This window comes from Nannocystis pusilla, from assembly GCF_020073745.1.
GTDB classification, from domain to species: domain Bacteria; phylum Myxococcota_A; class Polyangia; order Nannocystales; family Nannocystaceae; genus Nannocystis; species Nannocystis radixulma.
In genome coordinates, this window is the sequence record NZ_JAIRAU010000019.1 from 1 (window position 1) to 17,895 (window position 17,895).

16 protein-coding genes are annotated in these 17,895 nt (G+C 71.3%); 11 read left to right on the top strand and 5 right to left on the bottom strand.

Annotated elements, in window-relative coordinates:
- The coding region (locus K7C98_RS15105; RefSeq protein ID WP_224192359.1) for a HEAT repeat domain-containing protein at positions 1 to 1,146 on the top strand (1,146 nt) is incomplete at its 5' end.
- A 183-nt stretch (positions 1,147 to 1,329) separates the two neighbouring features.
- On the opposite strand, the gene K7C98_RS15110 is transcribed toward K7C98_RS15105, so the two are convergent.
- Both K7C98_RS15110 and K7C98_RS15115 read right to left on the bottom strand, forming a co-directional pair.
- Entirely contained in the window at positions 1,330 to 1,845 is a 516-nt protein-coding gene (locus K7C98_RS15110) for a hypothetical protein (protein ID WP_224192360.1), read from the bottom strand.
- Positions 1,846 to 2,097: 252 nt separating this feature from the next.
- On the bottom strand, positions 2,098 to 3,816 hold the full coding sequence (locus tag K7C98_RS15115; protein WP_224192361.1) for an FG-GAP-like repeat-containing protein: 1,719 nt from the start codon (positions 3,814 to 3,816) through the stop codon (positions 2,098 to 2,100).
- A gap of 397 nt (positions 3,817 to 4,213) precedes the next feature.
- Between K7C98_RS15115 and K7C98_RS15120 the strand changes: the two genes are divergently transcribed.
- Together K7C98_RS15120 and K7C98_RS15125 are read left to right on the top strand one after the other, a co-directional pair.
- The gene (locus tag K7C98_RS15120) at positions 4,214 to 5,146 is read left to right on the top strand and encodes a protoglobin domain-containing protein (RefSeq protein WP_224192362.1); all 933 of its coding nucleotides are present in this window, start codon (positions 4,214 to 4,216) and stop codon (positions 5,144 to 5,146) included.
- A 526-nt stretch (positions 5,147 to 5,672) separates the two neighbouring features.
- Complete coding sequence (locus tag K7C98_RS15125) at positions 5,673 to 6,428, top strand: hypothetical protein (protein ID WP_224192363.1); 756 nt, start codon at positions 5,673 to 5,675, stop codon at positions 6,426 to 6,428.
- 100 nt (positions 6,429 to 6,528) lie between these two features.
- Here K7C98_RS15125 and K7C98_RS15130 read toward each other — a convergent pair whose 3' ends face one another.
- Positions 6,529 to 7,563: a hypothetical protein gene (locus K7C98_RS15130; protein ID WP_224192364.1), complete on the bottom strand. Its 1,035-nt coding sequence runs from the start codon at positions 7,561 to 7,563 to the stop codon at positions 6,529 to 6,531.
- Positions 7,564 to 7,931: 368 nt separating this feature from the next.
- On the opposite strand from K7C98_RS15130, the gene K7C98_RS15135 reads away from it, so the two are divergent.
- The 8 genes from K7C98_RS15135 (at position 7,932) to K7C98_RS15170 (ending at position 15,785) form a co-directional block, all read left to right on the top strand.
- Positions 7,932 to 8,501 carry a hypothetical protein gene (locus tag K7C98_RS15135; protein ID WP_224192365.1) on the top strand — a complete coding sequence of 190 codons (570 nt, stop codon included), beginning with the start codon at positions 7,932 to 7,934 and terminating at the stop codon, positions 8,499 to 8,501.
- A 445-nt stretch (positions 8,502 to 8,946) separates the two neighbouring features.
- On the top strand, positions 8,947 to 9,360 hold the full coding sequence (locus K7C98_RS15140) for a hypothetical protein (RefSeq protein ID WP_224192366.1): 414 nt from the start codon (positions 8,947 to 8,949) through the stop codon (positions 9,358 to 9,360).
- A gap of 251 nt (positions 9,361 to 9,611) precedes the next feature.
- The gene (locus tag K7C98_RS15145) at positions 9,612 to 11,549 is read left to right on the top strand and encodes a hypothetical protein (protein WP_224192367.1); all 1,938 of its coding nucleotides are present in this window, start codon (positions 9,612 to 9,614) and stop codon (positions 11,547 to 11,549) included.
- 11 nt (positions 11,550 to 11,560) lie between these two features.
- Positions 11,561 to 12,994 (top strand): OmpA family protein, encoded by a 1,434-nt coding sequence (locus tag K7C98_RS15150; protein ID WP_224192368.1) that lies wholly within the window; start codon positions 11,561 to 11,563, stop codon positions 12,992 to 12,994.
- A gap of 162 nt (positions 12,995 to 13,156) precedes the next feature.
- A complete protein-coding gene (locus tag K7C98_RS15155; RefSeq protein ID WP_224192369.1) occupies positions 13,157 to 13,789 on the top strand; it encodes an MIP/aquaporin family protein in 633 nt (210 codons plus the stop codon).
- Positions 13,790 to 14,129: 340 nt separating this feature from the next.
- Positions 14,130 to 14,705 carry an RNA polymerase sigma factor gene (locus K7C98_RS15160; RefSeq protein WP_224192370.1) on the top strand — a complete coding sequence of 192 codons (576 nt, stop codon included), beginning with the start codon at positions 14,130 to 14,132 and terminating at the stop codon, positions 14,703 to 14,705.
- Positions 14,686 to 14,943 (top strand): hypothetical protein, encoded by a 258-nt coding sequence (locus K7C98_RS15165; RefSeq protein WP_224192371.1) that lies wholly within the window; start codon positions 14,686 to 14,688, stop codon positions 14,941 to 14,943. Before K7C98_RS15160 ends, K7C98_RS15165 begins: the two co-directional genes overlap by 20 nt.
- On the top strand, positions 14,943 to 15,785 hold the full coding sequence (locus K7C98_RS15170) for a mechanosensitive ion channel domain-containing protein (protein WP_224192372.1): 843 nt from the start codon (positions 14,943 to 14,945) through the stop codon (positions 15,783 to 15,785). Before K7C98_RS15165 ends, K7C98_RS15170 begins: the two co-directional genes overlap by 1 nt.
- A gap of 25 nt (positions 15,786 to 15,810) precedes the next feature.
- Here the strand turns inward: K7C98_RS15170 and K7C98_RS15175 are convergent, their stop codons facing one another.
- Together K7C98_RS15175 and K7C98_RS15180 are read right to left on the bottom strand one after the other, a co-directional pair.
- Positions 15,811 to 16,134 carry a hypothetical protein gene (locus K7C98_RS15175; RefSeq protein ID WP_224192373.1) on the bottom strand — a complete coding sequence of 108 codons (324 nt, stop codon included), beginning with the start codon at positions 16,132 to 16,134 and terminating at the stop codon, positions 15,811 to 15,813.
- Positions 16,135 to 16,461: 327 nt separating this feature from the next.
- On the bottom strand, positions 16,462 to 17,553 hold the full coding sequence (locus K7C98_RS15180; protein ID WP_224192374.1) for a fatty acid desaturase: 1,092 nt from the start codon (positions 17,551 to 17,553) through the stop codon (positions 16,462 to 16,464).
- Between the last annotated feature and the right edge of the window lie 342 nt (positions 17,554 to 17,895).

Below are 17,895 nucleotides of genomic sequence, written 5' to 3' on the forward strand. Positions count from 1 at the left end.
GCGCGGCACCAGCCCCCGCCCCGCAGCGCCGCCGCCCTCGCCCGCCTGCTCGCGCGCCTCGCCGATTCCGGGCCGCACGACCGCGAGCACGTCGCCGACCTCCTGCTCGGATGGCCCGAGCCGGCCGCCCAGCGGGCCGTGCTCGCGGCATGTCTCGAAGGACATGTCCTCCTGGACAACCGCCGCGCCAGCCGCCTCGGCCCCGCCTTCGCCGCCGAGCACGCCGCGTGGACCCCCGCCGCCGAGCACGACCTCGAGCTGCGCGCCCGCGTCGTCACCCTGTGCAGCGCGCTCGAGTTCGACGTCCTCCTCGAGCTCGTGCCGGCGCTGATCCGCTGGTGGGCCGCCGACGCCGCCGGGCTGCGCCGCCCGATCGCGGCGTGCCTGCGCTGGCTCCCCGCCGCGCGCCTCTTGCCGCACCTCGAGCCCCGCCTGCGCGCCGGCGAGTGGGGCTGCCTCGACCTGCTGGCCCCGCCGACCACCCTGCCGCCCCCCTGGCGCGACCTGCTCGCGCGCGCCCCGGACCACGCCGCCCGTCTGGGCGAACACGCCGACGCCGCCCCGCTCGCCGCCCGCGATCGTCCGCCGCCGCTCGACCTCGAGGCCCTGCGCACGCCCCTGCCCGCCCCCGCCGGCGAGACCTCGACGCGCACGGTGGCCGAGCTGCGAGCCCGGCTGCCGACCGCCGACCCGGAGCAGATCCGGCAAGACCTCAAGGACATGTCCTCCGCGTCAGGCGCGGACTGGCTCGACCTGCTCGAGGAGTTGGTCGGACACGCCAGCCCGCGCGTGCGCCTGCAGGCCCACCGCCTGCTGCGAACCGCGGGCGACCGCCTCCGCTACCTCGACGCCACCCTCGAGCTGCTCGACGACCCCGACCCGAACATCCGGCGCGCTGCCATCCGCGCCGTCTCCCACGGCCGCCACGCCCCCGCCGTCGCCCCGCTGATCGCCCGCCTGGCCCACGACCGCGACCCGCTCCACCGCGAGATCGCGGCCGCCCTGCGCCGCCTCGGCCCGCTCGCCGAGAGCGCCCTCACCCGCGCCGCCCGCGACGCCCGGCCCGACCGGCGCGCCCAGTACGAGCAATTGCTGGCGACCATCGCCGCCGACCGCGCGGGCGCCGAGGTGCCTGAAGAGGCATAGCCGAAAGAGCATGTCTTCTTGGGCATGTCTCTGTGGACATGCTCCTATGGACCTATCCTCAGAACCATGAACGACCGGCACGGCCGAAGAACGAGCGCCGCTCGCTCCCCGGTCAAGACACCACAAGAACCGCGAGCAGTCATGCTCGCGCCTCTCACGATTCGCCCGCGTCACTCGCCCGCCTCACCGCCGCCGCCGCAGCAGCGCGATCGCCAGCACCAGCCAGCCGGCGCCTGCGCCTGCACTCCCGACCGCGCACGAGCTCGTGGCCGGCTTCGCCGGCTCGCTCGCAGGCGCAGGGCCCGGCTTGGCCGGCTCGCTCGCAGGCGCAAGCGCAGGCGCGGGCTTGTGCGACTCGGGCGCAGGCGCCGTCTTCGTGCCCGGGGGCGACCAGCTGCCGGTCGCGCCCGGCGGGCAGAACAGCTCCACGCCGGAGTAATTGCCGCCGTCGCGACAGCGCCGCTGCAGCCCCTTGGCCGCGGCGGCCGTGCGGCACTCCTCGCCGACGAGCTTCCACTCCGACTCCGGCTGGCCGGGCATGAACGAGTAGTCGCAGAACTCGCCGGTCGGGCACTGCTTCTCCCGCGAGCAATTGGCGTCGGGCGAGTCGGGATCCGGCGGGATGTCGGCCAGCGCCGCCCCCGGAAGCAATGCGACGGTCGCGGCGGCGAGGACGAGCCAGGAGGCGCGGGTGCTCATACCCGCATCCTATCAATCGCCCGCGGGCCCCGTCACCGCAGATCTGGCCTGCTCGGTTTCGGCCCCGCGCACGAAGGCCTCAAGAGCCCAGCGGTCCCGCCACCTCGCCCGGCTTCACCCCGGCAGAGACGGGCCGAGCCAGCCGCCGCTCGCCCTTCAGGCTGTCCGCATGGACATGTTCCGTCAGGCATATTTACGCATGAGCGATCCTCTCCGTCCGCTCATGCCCGCTCGCGACGACGCTCGCTGCCCTCATTCGCAGCTCGCCGGCAGGTCGGCGGGCGCCGCCGCCAGCTTCACCGCCGCGATCGCGTTGGCGCGCTCGACCGCGGCCGCCGCCAGCGAGTTGCACTTCGACGCCGCGTCGAGCAGGCGGGCGTTGTCGGGCGCCGGCGCGCGCGTGGCCGCGTCGACCAGGTCCTGGCAGCAGCGCAGATAGTCGATCCGGATCCCGCGGCCTCCCGGGGCCTTCTCGCCGGCGTCGACCTGTCCCGAGTGCCAGCCGAGCGCGACCTTGCCGATGTCGCCGCGGTTGTGCGGCGACGCCCCGCGGAAGCGTGGGATCGGCGTCGGCGTCTTCGACCCGGTGGTGAAGCACGTCAGCGAGCCGTCGTTGCTGGCCACCAGCAGCTCCTGCGTCCCGTCGCCGTCGACGTCGGCGACCATCGCCGGCGCCTCGATCGGCCCGCCGAGCCTGGCCAGCTCGCGCCGGCCGCCGTCGGGCGAAAATGCCAGCAGCAGCCCCTTCTCCGTGCCCACGATCGCGTCGAGGCGGCCGTCGTCCGCGAGGTCCATCACCACCGCGCTGGCCGACACCCGCTGCTCGAACGAGCGGAACTCTCGCCGCTCGGCGCCGACCAGCACCACCCCGTCGTTGTCGTCCCACCACGCCGTCCCGGCCACGATCACCCCCGGATCGCCCGCCAGCGGCGCCGGCGTGGCGAACAGACCGTCGATGCCGGCGCCGTCCTGCTGCACCACCGTGGCCCAGCGCGGCTCGCCGGTGGCGCCGTCGTGCACGCTGAGATCGCCGTACGACCAGGCCGCCAGCACCTCCGGCTTCCCGTCGAGGTCGAAGTCGGCGATCGTCGGCGACGCGTGGATCCCCGAGTCGCGCGCCTGTTGCCACAACACCTCGCCGTCGCGCCCGCGGTAGGCGGCGAGGATCGCGTCGCGGGCCCCGGCGACCACGTCGTCCTGGCCGTCGCCGTCGAGGTCGGCGATCGCCACGGCGGCGATGTAGCCGCGCGCGTTGTATTCGTTGGTGCCGCTCTTCTTGTGCCACAGCGTCGCGCCGGTCTTGCCGTGCAGCGCGCGCAGCACCCCCGATTCGTCGCCGACCACCACGTCGAGCGCGCCGTCGCCGTCGAGGTCGGCCAGCGCCGGAGCCGGCCGCACCTTGCCGCTGGCCTTCGCCGTCCACAACACCTTGCCCGCCAGCGTCGCCGCGACGATCTGTGAATTGTCGGTCGTGAACCACACCGTATCGCCGTCGATCGCCACGCCGCCGACGTCGCGGTCGCCCCCGCCCGGCGTATGGATGAGCCGCGTGCGCGCGCCGGTCCGCGCCTCGAGCACGTACACCCCGTCCGAGCCCTCGTTCTTGCCGTCGAGCGTCGCGCCGTGGGTGCCGATCACGATCTGGCCGTCGACCAGCGCCATCGTCGTGCGGAAGGTCGTCTTGCCGACCTGCGCCTTCCACAGAATTTGCAGCGGCGCACCCTCGACCCGGCGCACCGGCGGCGTGCTGGCCTGTTCGCCCGGGATCGCCGGCGACACATCGAACTCGCCCGGCGGCCGGGTCGGTACCGCCTCGGGCGCGGGCGTGGGCGGCGGTGTCGGCTCCGTCTTCTCGCTCGGCGGCGCGGCCGCCGGTGTCGCCACCACCTTGTCCTTCGCCGGCTCGGTGCCGGTGCAGCCGGCGATGACGGCGGAGATCGCGAGAATGACGAAGGTGCGTGCGCGAGTCATGGTCACACCACCATACAACGCCGCGAGCCCCGGCGGCACGCCGCCGGCGATCGGCTCGCCATCGCCGCAGAACGATGAATCGGCGGTCGCTCGCGGGCCGGCCCGATCGATTTCGCTCCCATGAGTGCGCCCGCCCCCACCGGGCGGCCCTGTCGCGTGTCGCCCGGCGATCGGCGACATGGCCTCATGGACATGACCGATCGATCATGCTCCCGCGCGGGCCCCGTCGTCCACACTGCCAATATAAACACATGACCTGACGCGACGTCATCGTGCGACGGGCGCCGCGATGGCGGCGGGCGGCCGGCGCGCCGGCAATCGCGGCACGACAGACGCGATTCCGATCGCAAGCGCGTGGCCCCGGCGGCCGGACCCGATCTGATATCGTGCGCCGCAGATGAAACGCGACCTGCCCCCAGCACAGGCGCTGCGCGCCGGCATCGAATTCGACGAGCGCGAGCTCGCGACCCGCCGGGCCTACTTCGAGATCGAGGACTCCGGCCTCGAGCGGCTCCGGCGCCTCGAGCCATTCGCGCAGAAGCACATGGACGACGTGGTGGAGGACTTCTACCGCCTGATCCTCGGCCACCCCGCGTCGCGGAGCTACTTCCCCGACGATGCCACCATTCGCCGGGTCAAGCGGCTACAGCGCGACTATTTCTTGCAGCTGTTCGCCGGGCGGTGCGACCTGTCCTACGTCGAGGATCGCCTGCGGGTCGGCGCGGCGCACGAGGCGATCGGCATGCCGCCGCGCTGGTACATCGGCGCCTACCGCCACTACCTCTCGGTCCTCCACGCCAGGCTCCTCGGCGAATTCGCCGATCCGGCCGAGGCGAGCGCGATCTACGCCGACCTGCTCAAGCTCGTGATGTTCGACATGTCGCTGGCCATCGACGCGTACATCGCCGCCAACCTCGAGACGATCGGCCGCCACCAGGCCGCGCTCCGCGAGCTCTCGACGCCCGTCGCCAAGGTCCACGACCGGGTCCTGCTGCTGCCCCTGATCGGCGGCATCGACACCCAGCGCGCGCAGCAGATCATGGACACCGTGCTCCTCCGGGTCGTCGAGGAGCAGGCGATGGTGATGATCCTCGACATCGCCGGCGTGCCCGCCGTCGACACCAGGGTCGCCGATCACCTGCTCAAGACCACCGCCGCCATGCGCCTCGTCGGCGCCCAGACCATCCTCACCGGCATCAGCCCGCACGTGGCCCGCACGTTCACCGAGCTCGGCGTCGACATCGGCGCGATCCCGACGCTCGCTCACCTGCAAGAGGGCATCGAGCTCGCGCTCGAGCTGGTCGGCAAGCAGATCACGGCGCGGCCGTGAGCGCCGCTGCGCGGTCGGCCTGCCCCTGTGGACATGCTCGATCGGTCATGGGCGAGCACGTTCACGCTCGAATGGGGGCACCCACCGTTCCTCGGCGGCCACCGGGTGCGCGAATTGGTGGCACTCGGCGGCGGCGACATCTGCTCTCCCGGACAGGCGAACCGTCACGCCGAGCAGCAGGACGAGATCGCGCCGCCGATCCCGACGTCCTCGTGTTCATGCCGTGCGGTGATTCGCTGGCCGCGCGCTCGCCGAGGCCGCGGACCTGGGCCGCGGCGCACCGCTCGGCGACCTCCGCTGCGCCCGCGACGGCCGGCTGTGGGCTGTCGACGCTGGCAATCCGTTCAGCCGATGCCCGCCGCAGAGCGGGATCCACGGCGCCGCCGTGCTCGCGACGCTGATCCGGGGTGACGAGCCCCCGCTCGCGCGGGCGCGTCGAATCGCACCGCCGATCGCACTCTCGTGAATCGCATCACAGGTGATTCGCCATGTTCACCGCAATCGCGGGTGGGGTAGCGTGCCGGCGATGCGCACTGCAGCCATTCTCGTCAGCCTCTCCCTCGCTCTGGCCTGCGGCAGCGATGCCGGCAAGGCCGTGCCTGAAAAGAAGCTCGCCGAGGCGCCCAGGGCGCCCGAGGCCAAGGGTGCGGAGGCCAAGGCTCCGGAGGCCAAGGCCCCGGAGGCCAAGCCGGCGCCGCTCCACCTCGACATCGGCCACGACAAGTCGGGCGTGCTGGCGCGAGCGGCGTCGACGCTCGAGACGTCCGAGGCGGTGACCAACCCGGCCCTCAAGGAGCACCTCGCCGAATTGTCGCACCACGCCGAGAAGGGCCCGACCAACGAGGCCCTGTGCACCCACATGGCCGGGCTGCTGGCCGACAAGGCGCCGCCGCTGCTCGACTGCATCCACGCGCTCGAGCACCAGCGCGTCCACGTCGGCCCCGAGATCTTCACGGAGGTGGCGCAGTGCGTCACCGAGGCCAGGACGCTCGACGAGCTGCTGCGTTGCGAGGACGCCGAGAAGGAGGCCGAGCAGGAGCTGCACGTGAAGAAGCACGGCACCGGCGTCGAGCCCGAGACCTGCACCAAGATGTTCACCCACTTCGAGAAGCTGGCGATGACGGACGCCGGCGATCAGGCCAAGGCGGTCGAGGAGATCCTCGAGGAGGTCCGCGCCGACATCCTCGAGGCCTGCGCCGAGCAGGGCACGCGCGCCGAGGTCGATTGCGCGCTCAATGCCAAGGACATGAAGGCGCTCGGGGCCTGCTCCTCGATCCTGTGAATCGTGGCACCTGGACCCCGCGACGAACCCCTCGGCCGGGGGCGCGGACCAGGACGGCGAACGACAGGGGATCGACAGCGACGGGTGCGTCGGCGGTCGTTCACGGCTGGCAGAGCGTGAGGCGCAGCCGCGGCGGCGCAGACTGCGACTCGCGGGCCTCGACCACGAGCGGTCCGAACGGCACCTGTTCGTTCAGGACCTGACCCTCGTAGGTCGACGAGCTCGGCGCCAGCACCAGGCCGCTGGTGAGCGCCGGCACCCAGCTGGACGGTGCGCCGAGCTCCGCCAGGTCGAGGGCGAGCGCTCCCGGATCTCCGCCGTCCGGAGCCGAGACGACGCCGAGAGCGGTCATCGGCGGCATGTTCGCCCACGGCGTCACGCACTGCTGGATCATCGGCCCGCACTCGGCGCAGGCCCACGAGGCCAGGCCGTCGACGCACGGGGTCGCCGCGAGCCCGTCGCCCTCCTGCCATGATTGGTCGGGGTCGAACGCATGGATGGAGAATTTCAGGTCACTGATCTTGTCCCATTCGATCTCGGCGGCCAGCTCGAGGCTGCTCGCCGCGATCACCTCGTTCGGGATCGGCCCATCCTCGGACAACAGCGCGCCGTCCTGCATCGGGAACCGCAGCGCCATCACGCTCGTCCCCTTCACCGCGGAGTCGACCTGGCCGTCGTCCTTGAACAGAGGCGCCTGGCTGGCCTTGCCGAAGCTCCAGTGCTCGCAGGCGAGGGGCTCGTTCGGGTTCTGTACCACCGGGCAGCCGCCGCCGATGCCGTCGACCGCGTCGCTGAAGAACGTGTCGGCCTCGACCTCGATCGTGACCACGCAGCAGCCGTCCGGTTCGACCGCGCAGAAGAACGGCCCGCCGGTGGTCGTGCCGGTCTCGGAGGTGCTGTCGTCGGTCGCGGCGCTGCTGCTGGTGGACGTGGTCGGCGTCGACGTGGTCGTGGTCGTCGTCGTCGAACCCGCGTCCGTCGTGCTCTCGCTGGTAGTCGTCGGTCCAGTGGCGTCCGTCGTCGTGGTCGTCGTCGCCGTCGCGCTGCCGGCGTCCGTCGACGAATCGCCGGACGGCCCGGAGGAGCAAGCAGAGACGGCGACGAGCACGATCGAGCAGGCGAGGCGAAGGATCATGACGCGAAGATACCAGGGCTCGCTACGATTCGTATGAGGCCTCGCGGCCTCGATGGCACGCGACCGCGAGCCGGCTCATCCACAACATCACGCGACTCGAGCCTCGCGCGCCCGCGCAATCGAATCAGTCGTTCGTCCTCTCGGCCGCGCGACGGCGGCTCGGCCCGTGCGCAGCGGTGCTGGGGAATTCGCGGATGCGACAGCGGGGCCGCGCCGCACGCGAGCGCGGGGCGCTCGCGCGCATGGCCGAGCGGGGATCGTCGAGGGCCATGCCCCGCGAGCCGCGTGACGAGGCACGCTGCAGCGCGTCTTTCGGGCGGCCGGTGAGGCGCCGGTCTACAATCGAAATTTCGCCGACGTCCGATCGCATGTCCGACATCGAGCTCCACCTCTCGCCGCCCCAGGAGCTCACGCGACCCTGGCGCCGCTCGTTGGAGCTGACCTCCGCTCCGGCCGACGTGCTCGAGCACCTGCGACAGGTCCTGCCGACCATCGAGGACGAGCGCGGCCGGCCCGTCTTGAAGGTCGACGGCGAGACGTTCCGCTGGCGACGAAGACCCACGAGAACCGGACAGCTCGGGCTGGAGATCTTCGGCGTGCTCCACAAGCGCGACGACGGCGGCTCGCTACTCGAGCTCCACTGGGACGGGCTGCTCCCCAGGTCTCTCCAGCTCCTCGTCGAGACCTTCACGCTGGGCTCCGTGCTGGCCGTGTTCGTCTTGCTCGGCCTTTGGCCGCTCGCCGTCCTGTTCGCGGTGCTCATCCCCGTGAGAGCCGTGTGGTTGCTCGATCGCGAGCGCACTGACGTCCGCGCCACGCTGTCCGAGATGGTGCGCACGCTCGCCGTCGCAGTGCGGCCGCTTCAGCTCCCGGCCGCCCCCGGCTCCTACCGCGAACCGCACGAGACCGGCGCCGAGAGCGAGCGCGCGCAACATTGAAGAGGACCCGTCGACACGCCCGGCGTGAGGCCCCGCCATGACCGCGAGCGGCTCGCGCCGCGCGCGAGCGAAGCGCGCCGATTTTGCCGGACGAGCCGCGAGATTGCGTCCCCCCCTCGCCCCGTCTTCACTCGCACCGCGACGGCGCCGGACGTGGGCGGGCGCCCGCCCGGCGCCCGCCCGGGCCCGCCTGCGCCGGCCATGAATTTTTTTTGTGACCCCGGCGGCTCGGCCCGTGTGAGTACGGCAGACGCTTCGACGCCGACCGGCCGCCCTGGCCGGGAAAGCCACGGGACCGGGGGGTGGAAAGCCGTGCACCCCTCGCGTCACGGGACGAAGGTCGACACACTGACCACCGTCGCCTCGACCTCGAAATTTTTCGTGTGACCCGAGCGCCTCGAGCCGTGTGAGTACGGCAGACCCTTCCACCACTGTCCTTCCGACCATGAAACGCGCCCTCGTTCCTCTATTCACCGCTGCTCTCCTGTCGACCGTCGCCGCCTGTGCGACCACCGTGCAGGCCCCGACCCAGGCGCCCGCGCTCGGCTCCGACGCCAAGATCGTGGCCAAGAAGAACAAGACCGGCACCTACGCCGTGACGCTCGACATCACCAACCTGGCGCCGCCGTCGCGCCTCGACGCCGAGGCCACCGCCTTCGTGGTCTGGCTCGTGTCGGGCGATCTGCCGGCCGTGCGCGCGGGCACGCTGGCCTACGACGAGGGCGACCGCCGCGGCCAGCTCGAGGCCAGCTCGCCCAACGCCGCCTTCACGGTGCTGATCACCCTCGAGAAGGATCCGACCCCGGCGAGCCCGAGCGGCAAGGGGATCCTCAGCGCCGCCGTCGCGGCGCGCAAGTAATGACCTGTCCTTGAGGACATGAACCGGCTGCGGCCGGCTGGATACGGCTGACAACATTCGATCTCCGCCTCCCGCGGCCGCCAGGGCCGCGCGCGGGCGGGCACGACCTCGCGGCTCGTCGACGCCGTCGGTCCGGCGACCACGTGCGCGTCGCCGGCCGCGGAGGCGGCCGTTCGCGGCCCGGCGACGCGCGACGCATCGCGTCGCCGCGGCCATTCGACCCTTGATGTGAGAACTGGAGCGACTGACCCATGAGACACCAATATTTGCAGTTCGGCCGGATGACCCTGAGCTGCGCGACCCTGCTGGCGCTGCAAGGCTGCGGGGGCGTGTGTGGCGACGACGGCTGGGTGTGGAGCCAGCAGAACAATCAGCAGTGCGGCCTCACCGCGTCCGCCTCCGAGTCGGAGTCCGCCGCCGAATCGGAGTCCGCCGGCGAATCCACCGACAGCGCCGGCGACACCGAAGCCGACCCGACGCAGGGCTCGGCGACCATGGGCGGCGGCATGCACTGCGCCGACGTCGACGGCGACGGGTTCGGCGACCCGGGGACGTGCCAGGACAGCGCCTTCCCCGGCTCGGTCCCCAACGACGACGACTGCGCCGACGACAACGCCGACGCCTTCCCCGGCGCCGCCGAGCACGAGTCCGACTCCGCCTGCATGGAGGACGCCGACGGCGACGGCTACGGCGACGGCGCCCCGCCGGAGGGCGTCGAGCCGGGCACCGATTGCGACGACGACAACGCCGACGCCTTCCCCGGCGCCGCCGAGCACGAGTCCGACTCCGCCTGCATGGAGGACGCCGACGGCGACGGCTACGGCGACGCCACGCCCTCCGGCCCCGGCACCGTCCCCGGCACCGACTGCGACGACGGCGAGGCCGGCACCTTCCCGGGGGCAGCGCCCAACGACTCCGAAGAGGCGTGCATGAAGGACGTCGACGGCGACGACTGGGGCGACTCCGAGGTCCCGGACGGCGTCGTCCCCGGCACCGACTGCGACGACAGCAGCGAGCACACCTTCGCGGGCGCCGCGCCCAACGACTCGCCCGAGGCCTGCATGAAGGACGTCGACGGCGACGACTGGGGCGACTCTCAGCCGCCCGACGGCGTCGTCCCCGGCAGCGACTGCGACGACGCCGACGCCGAGGTCGTGACCGACTGCCAGCCGTGCGAGCCCGACGAGGTGGTCTGCCTCGGCGAGGACGCGCTGCAGACCTGCAACGCCAACGGCACCAACAGCTCCACCGAGGTGTGCCTCGGCGGCTGCGACGAGGTCGGCCTCAAGTGCTGGCCCGAGTTCACGGTCGACGCCGGCCCGACCATGTGCGTCGAGTTCGGCGAGACCGCCCCGCTCATGGCCACGCCGATGGGCGGCGACGGCGTCTACAGCTACGCCTGGAGCCCCGCCGACTCGCTCGACGACCCCGGCATCGCCGGCCCCGTCGCCGCGCCGGCCGGTCCCACCACCTACACCATCGACGTCACCGACGGCCAGGGCCTCGTCGCCAGCGACAACGTCACCGTCTACATCAACAACCTGCCGCTCGAGCTCAACCCCGACATCTGCGAGACCTACGATTTCCCGTGGGTCAACGACCTGCCGACGAATTGGCAGTGGGACGCGCAGGACAAGGAGCTGTGCCAGACGGTCAACGGCCGGCCCTCGGCGCTGTTCTGCGGCTGGGACCTCGACGACGCCAAGGTCACCGGGACCTTCCGCGTCAACCAGGTCGACAACGACGACGACTGGGTCGGCTTCATGTGGGGCATCCAGGACACCGAGCACTTCTACGTGTTCCACTGGAAGCGGGGCAACCAGAACTTCGCCAACTGCGGCGGCAACGTCCCCCAGGGCATGACCGTCAAGATGGTCGGCGTCGACGGCGACGACCCGTTCGCCTGCGCCGACGTGCACGCGCCGGCCGACACCGCCAACTCCAAGCTGCTCGCCGCGCCGGCCGAATTCTCGACCGCCGGCTGGAGCTTCAACACCGACTACCTGTTCGAGCTCACGCACAAGAAGACCGGCGAGATGACGATCGTCATCCGCACCAAGGACGACGACGCGATCGTCGCCCAGAAGACCATCATGGACACGACGTACCTGTCCGGCAAGTTCGGCCAATACACCTACTCCCAGGTCGGGGCCTGCTTCTCCGATTACAAGACCTTCTGCATCGAATAGGCGGTTCGATCATGCGCACCTTCCAATTCCCCCTCGCCCTGCTGCTCGCCTCCGTCCCGGCCGTCGCCGGCGCCCAGGAGGCTGGCGCGGACGCCAAGGCCTCCGTCTCGACCGCCGGCCTCACGTCCGACGCCAAGACGAGCAAATCCGACGCCAAGCCCGCCGCCGACGCGAAGAAGAATTCTGACAGCACCCCGTGGATCAAGCGCTACCGCCCCACGCGGAACATGGTCGAGCTCGGCATCTACGGCGGCATCCTCTTGCCGGCGCAGGACCACGAGCTCTACGACCCGACCCGGGCGTGGCAGCCGTACAAGCGGATCGCCCCCGACATCGGCCTGCGCGTCGGCTACTACCCGCTGTCGTTCTTCGGCCTCGAGATCGAAGGCGGCGTCGCGCCGACCAAGGTCGCCGACGGCGGCGGCGCCGTGCTCGGCATGTTCCGCGGCTACGGCATCCTCCAGCTGCCGTACCGGATCGCCCCGTTCGCGCTGTTCGGCGCCGGCCTGATGGGCACCAGCGGAATCGGCAAAGACGTCGACCCGACGCTGCACTTCGGCGGCGGCGTCAAGTTCTACGTCAATCGCCTGCTGGCGCTGCGCCTCGACGTCCGCGACAACCTCACCGGCCAGTACCGGGTCGACGCCGGGCGCACCCACCACCTCGAGGTCCTGCTCGGCCTCTCGCTCACGCTCGGGCGCAAGAAGGACGCGCCCGCGCAGGAGAAGGACTCCGACGGCGACGGTTATCTCGACAGCAAGGACGACTGCCCGACCACGCCGGGCGTCGCGCCGCGCGGCTGCCCCGCGGCCGCCGAGCCCGACAGCGACGGCGACGGCTTCCTCGACAGCGTCGACGCCTGCCCGCAGGAGCCCGGCATCGCCCCCGACGGCTGCCCCGAGAAGGACCGCGACGGCGACGGCTTCCTCGACGGCAAGGACAGCTGCCCCGACGAGCCCGGCGTCGCCCCCGATGGTTGCCCGATCCCCGACAAGGACGGCGACAAGATCCCCGATCCCGACGACAAGTGCGTCGAGCAGCCCGAGACCGTCAACGGCTACCAGGACGCCGACGGCTGCCCCGACGAGGTGCCGAAGAAGGTCCAGAAGTTCGCCGGCGTCATCGAGGGCATCTTCTTCGACGTCGACAAGGACACCATCAAGCCGGCCTCGCGCGCCAAGCTCGACGCCGCCGTCAAGGTGCTCAAGGAGTTCCCGGACGTGGGCGTCGAGATCAGCGGCCACACCGACAGCGACGGCGACCGCGACCACAACATCGACCTGTCGCGGCGCCGCGCCGACGCGGTCAAGAAGTACCTCGCCGACAAGGGCGTCGACGCCGGTCGCATGACCACCCGCGGGGCCGGCCCCGACGAGCCGATCGCCGACAACGCCACCAAGGCCGGCAAGGCCAAGAACCGCCGCATCGAGTTCAAGCTGCGGTGACATGATCCGCGGATCGACGTCCCGCGGGCTCCCGCGGGGCGTCGACCTCGCGCCTTCGACACGAATGCATCTTTGCGGGCGCTCTCCGGTATCGCGGACAGTCGCTCCCTCCCCGACCGTCACGCAAGACGCCGTCGATACGCGGCGCAGGTATCCCCAGTCATGAAGAACTACGTCACCGAATTCGTCGGCACCTTCCTGTTCGTCTTCAGCATCGCGCTGGCGGTCGCGCACGCCGGGGCTCTGGCCCCGCTCGTGATCGGCGCGGCGTTGATGTGCATGGTCTACATGGGCGGCCACATCTCCGGTGGTCACTACAATCCGGCCGTGACGCTGGCCGTGTACCTGCGCGGCAAGCTCGGGCTCCCGACGGCACTCGGCTACGCCGGCTCGCAGTTCGCCGGCGCCACGCTGGCGGCGGCGCTGGCCCCGATCGTGACGCATCAGGCGTTCCTGGTCGCGCCCGGGACCACCGACCTCACGTCCGCGCTGCTGGTCGAGACGCTCTTCACCTTCGCGCTCGTCCTCGTGGTCCTCGACGTCGCCACCGACGACGCCGTGGCCAAGAACTCCTTCTACGGCCTGGCGATCGGCTTCACGATCGTGGTCGCCGCATTCGCCGGCGGCTCGGTCTCGGGCGGCGCGTTCAACCCGGCCGTCGGCCTCGGCGCGGCGGCTGCGGCCCTCGACAGCGCCGCTCTCGGCCACGCGTGGCTGTACCTGGTCGGGCCCCTGTCCGGCGCGCTGCTGGCGACGCTCGTCTATCACCTCCAGCACCCGAGCGAGGCCGTCTGAGCCGACCTCGCCCCGGGCAATGAGGAGACAGCGTCGTGTCGCCGTCGACGCCATCGGCGAACGCCGCGGCGCTGCGCGGGCCAGCGCCGCGCCCGCGCTGCATCGGCGGCTCGCGGCGCGAGCCCGGGACCGATCGCATGGAGGACGGCGTCGACACGCGTCCGGGCGAGCGCCAAATCACGACCGGCGAGTGCCTCGCAGAACACCGCGAGACCTGTCCCGAGGGCCTCGCGGCTGCCTGCGGCGCAGCGCGGTCGCCGCGAAACCCCGCGCCAGGCTTGACATACGGCGCCCAGGGGGCGAAATCGTGACCGCCGACGCGTATCGGCCCCGCGAGCCCATGACGACCGAGCCCGACGACGCCGCGCTGGTGCGGGAGGCCGCCCGGCGCGGGCTCGCCGGTCAGCTCGCGTTCGAGACGCTGGTCGACCGCCACCAGCAGTGGCTGGTGCGGCTCTTGACCCACCTGCTCGGCAACCAGAGCGACGCCGAGGACGTGGCCCAGGACGCGTTCGTCCGCGCGTTCCTGGCGATCGAGAGTTGCGGCGACGGCTCGCGCTTCCGCGGCTGGCTGCGCGTGATCGCCCGCCGCCTCGCGTTCAATCACCGCCGCGACGCGCGGGCGCGGGCCCATTACGAGGAGCAGAGCGGCGTGCCGATGCCGCACGCCAACGAGAGCATGACGGGCCGGCTCGGCGAGCGGGACCTGCTCAAGCAGGTCCTGGGCGAGCTGGCGTACCCGTACCGGGAGATCATGGTGTTGCGCTTCGTCGAGGAGCTCCCGCTCAAGGACATCGCCGATCTGCTCGAGATCGGCGAATCGGCGGCGAAGATGCGGCTCACGCGGGCGCGGGCCGAGTTTCAGCGCGAGTACGAGAAGAGGGGAGGAGGACGTGGTGACACCAGACCAGCTTGAGTCGGACTGGCTCCACGGCGTCTTCGAGGTGCTACGCGAGGAGCTCGTGTCGCTCGCGGCCGACTTCGGGGAGCGCGTCAAACACGAGATCGACCAGGTCGCGGCGGTCGAGGCCGTGCGGCCGCCCAGCGCGGTCGCGCTGCTCGCGTCCGTGGCCGTCGAGACCGGCAACATGGCCGGCTCGCTGCTGACCCCGGCCCCCGCGACCGACGATTCAACCGACGAGGAGGACAAGTGATGCTCGAGGATCTCACCCAACAGATCAGCAGGCTGCTGCCGACCGCCGCGCTGTTCGTCGCCGTCGTCGTCGGCGGCCTGATCGCCTCGGCGATCGCCCGCAGGATGACGCGCTGGGCCATCGAGAAGACCGGGCTGGACGCGCTCGCCGAGCGGGCCGGAGCGGCGCGGCTCCTGTACGCGATCGGCGTGCGCAAGGGCGTGTCGCACTTCGTCGCCGGGCTGGTGTACGCCGCCGGTCTGCTGGCCACCGGCGCCGCCGCGGCCGACATCCTCGGCCTCGAGGCGCTGTCCGCCGGCGCCGCGGCGCTGATCGCCTTCCTGCCGCGCCTGGCCGCCGCCGGCCTCGTGCTCTGCGTCGGCGCCGGCGTGGCCGGGCTGGTCCGCCGGGCCGCGATCGGCTTCGGCCAGCGCCGCGGCGACGTCGAGCACCCCGAATTGCTCGGCAACCTCGCCTATTACGGCGTGATGACCGTGGCGGTGATCGTCGCCGGCGGACAGGCCGGGCTCGAGACCTCGCTGATCGAGACCTTGCTGGTCGTCGTCGCCGCCATCACCGCGGCCGCGATCGCCCTGGCGTTCGCCCTCGGCTCGCGCCATTCGTTCCACAACCTCGTCGCCGGCCACTTCCTCAGCCGGCTGGCGCGCCCCGGTGACACCATTCGCGTCGGCGACGTCGAGGGCGTGGTGATCCGCTACTTCGGCGTCTGCGTGGTCCTCAAGACCGCCGACGGCGAGGTCGCGGTGCCGTGCAAGGTGCTCCTCGATCAGAACATCGGCCTGTCGCGCCTCGGCGCCAAGGCCCGCGCCGACCTCGACGCCAGGCCCTCCGACGAGGGCTGATACTCCGCAGGCCTGGCGGCGAGCGTCAGGCCCCCGATTCGGGCCCCTCGCCTTCCTCGAGGGCTCGGCTCCGGAGACGGGTTCGCAGGTAGCGCTCGAACAGTGCGATGAACAGGAACAGGCCCGCCCCCCCGAGAAGGCCGCTCGCCCAGATGGGAACCCATTGCATCACGAACATCGAGAGGGCGATCGACCACAGGACGACGAACCCGGCCAACCACGGCCCCGTGAGCTTCTGGATGTCGGGCCGCGTCCAGAAGGCGAGAGTGGGCGAGAAGCCCAACCGCTGGCGGCGATCGAGGTAAGCGACCCCCTTGCCCGATGGGCTGGATGTTTCAAGCCGTGTCATGGTCGCCTACGCGATCGGGCAGTCGGGCTTGCATTCCTTGTCACAATCGATTCCGCCATTGATAGCATCAACGGTGGTGTTGCCTCCAACGACGCAGGCAACACATGCACGCGGCGAGCGCGGTGGGTCCCATGCCGCTCCCTACACTGTCTGTCGGCCGCCTCGCGCGCCGCGAGCCACAACGGCCGCAGCCGGCCTTCCGACGGGCGGATACAGGATGGCGGAGAAGCCGGCGGGGATTGCGACCAGAGCGTCGGGCCAACGTCGCTCGCCACGCCTCGAGCGCCCTCGAGAGCGCACTCGGCTGCTCGGGGGCGAATCGGCCGCTCAGACCACCGATTCGCCGGCGGCCTCGGGAGCGCGGCCTTGCAGATCGTCGTGCAGCGTCTCGAGGTCGGGCGCGACCGGCTTGGGGCGGGCGAAGATGGCGAAGATCTTGAGCAGCGCCTCGCCCCAGCCCATCGTGCGGTAGGGATAGCCCACGCGCTCGCAGAACGCGCGCACGTGCGGGCTCATCCGCTTGTAATACACGTGTGAATAATTGGGGAACAGGTGGTGCTCGATCTGGTACTGCAGACCCGAGCAGACGAAGCCGCCGAGCGGGCCGGTGCGGAAGTTGATGGTGGTGCAGGTCTGCAGGGCCAGGAAGTCCTTGGGCCACTCGCCGCGGCGGACGCAGCCGGCCTCGTGCGGGTAATGGGCGGGAGCCAGCACGGCGAACAGCGGGTAGCCGAGGAAGGCGATCCGCACCATCGAGGCCAGGAGGGCGTCGGAGAACGGGATGAACAGGCTCGGCACGCCGACCCACGCGACCCAGTAGAGCGACATCGCCAGCAGGTCGAGCCAGTGGCCCCGGCGCCGCCGGCTCGGGTCGAGCAGCGCCTTCGTCAGGTAGACCCAGCTCGACTTCTGGCGCAAGAAGACGTGCACCCACAAGATGATCGGGAAGAAGTACTTCTGCAGGTGGCGGTAGTAGAAGCGGGCCAGGCCCCGCGCCTGCCGCATCTCCGCCTCCGTGGTGACGAACCACGGCATGAAGTCGTGGTCGTCGTCGATGCCCATCACGTTGGGCGCGGCGTGGTGAATCGTGATATGTGCGTTGCGCCAGTACGTGAGGGACAGGTTGGCGAACAGCGGATAGCCGAGGTACGACAGCAGCTCGTTGACCCACTTCTTGTCGCTCGTGCCGTTGTGGGTCGACGTGTGGGTGTTGGTCGTGACCCCCAGCGTCCCGTAGGTCGAGATCGCCAGGCCCAGCCACGCCAGCGCCTGCGACTCGCAGGCCAGGAACATCACATAGCCGGCGATGGCGAGCGCGAAGTGGAGCAGCAATTCGGCGACGACCGCGCCGGTGGCCTTGCGATGCCACCCCCGAACAGCGAACTCGGCCCGGAGCGCCGCGAATTCTTCGAGATCCATGGAAGGTCATGCTTAACCCGCGCGCGCCGGCGACGGAAGCGAAGAAGCGTGAGCTTACAAGCGCGCATCGACCTGCCCAGACACCCGCTCGCGGACGCAGATCGGGCCGGATCGATCGCTCGCCACCGATCGCGTCTCGCTCGCCCGCCGCCGCCGCCGCGCCCCCACGCGCGCCAGCGCGCAATGACCAATCTATGACAGATCTCCCCGCCCCTGGCGCGGGCGACGCTCGGGGCCTTCCTGTCCCCAAGGGCACATGCGGCCGATGACACCCGAGGGCGTCGAGCACGGCGAATGACGTCGCGGCAGGATTCCTGCCACGATTGCATCGACCACGACGAA

Coding starts and splice junctions, on each gene's coding strand:
- K7C98_RS15110 (WP_224192360.1), bottom strand. CDS start 1,845: ATGAGCACCCGCGCCTCCTGGCTCGTCCTCGCCGCCGCGACCGTCGCA.
- K7C98_RS15115 (WP_224192361.1), bottom strand. CDS start 3,816: ATGACTCGCGCACGCACCTTCGTCATTCTCGCGATCTCCGCCGTCATC.
- K7C98_RS15120 (WP_224192362.1), top strand. CDS start 4,214: ATGAAACGCGACCTGCCCCCAGCACAGGCGCTGCGCGCCGGCATCGAA.
- K7C98_RS15125 (WP_224192363.1), top strand. CDS start 5,673: ATGCGCACTGCAGCCATTCTCGTCAGCCTCTCCCTCGCTCTGGCCTGC.
- K7C98_RS15130 (WP_224192364.1), bottom strand. CDS start 7,563: ATGATCCTTCGCCTCGCCTGCTCGATCGTGCTCGTCGCCGTCTCTGCT.
- K7C98_RS15135 (WP_224192365.1), top strand. CDS start 7,932: ATGTCCGACATCGAGCTCCACCTCTCGCCGCCCCAGGAGCTCACGCGA.
- K7C98_RS15140 (WP_224192366.1), top strand. CDS start 8,947: ATGAAACGCGCCCTCGTTCCTCTATTCACCGCTGCTCTCCTGTCGACC.
- K7C98_RS15145 (WP_224192367.1), top strand. CDS start 9,612: ATGAGACACCAATATTTGCAGTTCGGCCGGATGACCCTGAGCTGCGCG.
- K7C98_RS15150 (WP_224192368.1), top strand. CDS start 11,561: ATGCGCACCTTCCAATTCCCCCTCGCCCTGCTGCTCGCCTCCGTCCCG.
- K7C98_RS15155 (WP_224192369.1), top strand. CDS start 13,157: ATGAAGAACTACGTCACCGAATTCGTCGGCACCTTCCTGTTCGTCTTC.
- K7C98_RS15160 (WP_224192370.1), top strand. CDS start 14,130: ATGACGACCGAGCCCGACGACGCCGCGCTGGTGCGGGAGGCCGCCCGG.
- K7C98_RS15170 (WP_224192372.1), top strand. CDS start 14,943: ATGCTCGAGGATCTCACCCAACAGATCAGCAGGCTGCTGCCGACCGCC.
- K7C98_RS15175 (WP_224192373.1), bottom strand. CDS start 16,134: ATGACACGGCTTGAAACATCCAGCCCATCGGGCAAGGGGGTCGCTTAC.
- K7C98_RS15180 (WP_224192374.1), bottom strand. CDS start 17,553: ATGGATCTCGAAGAATTCGCGGCGCTCCGGGCCGAGTTCGCTGTTCGG.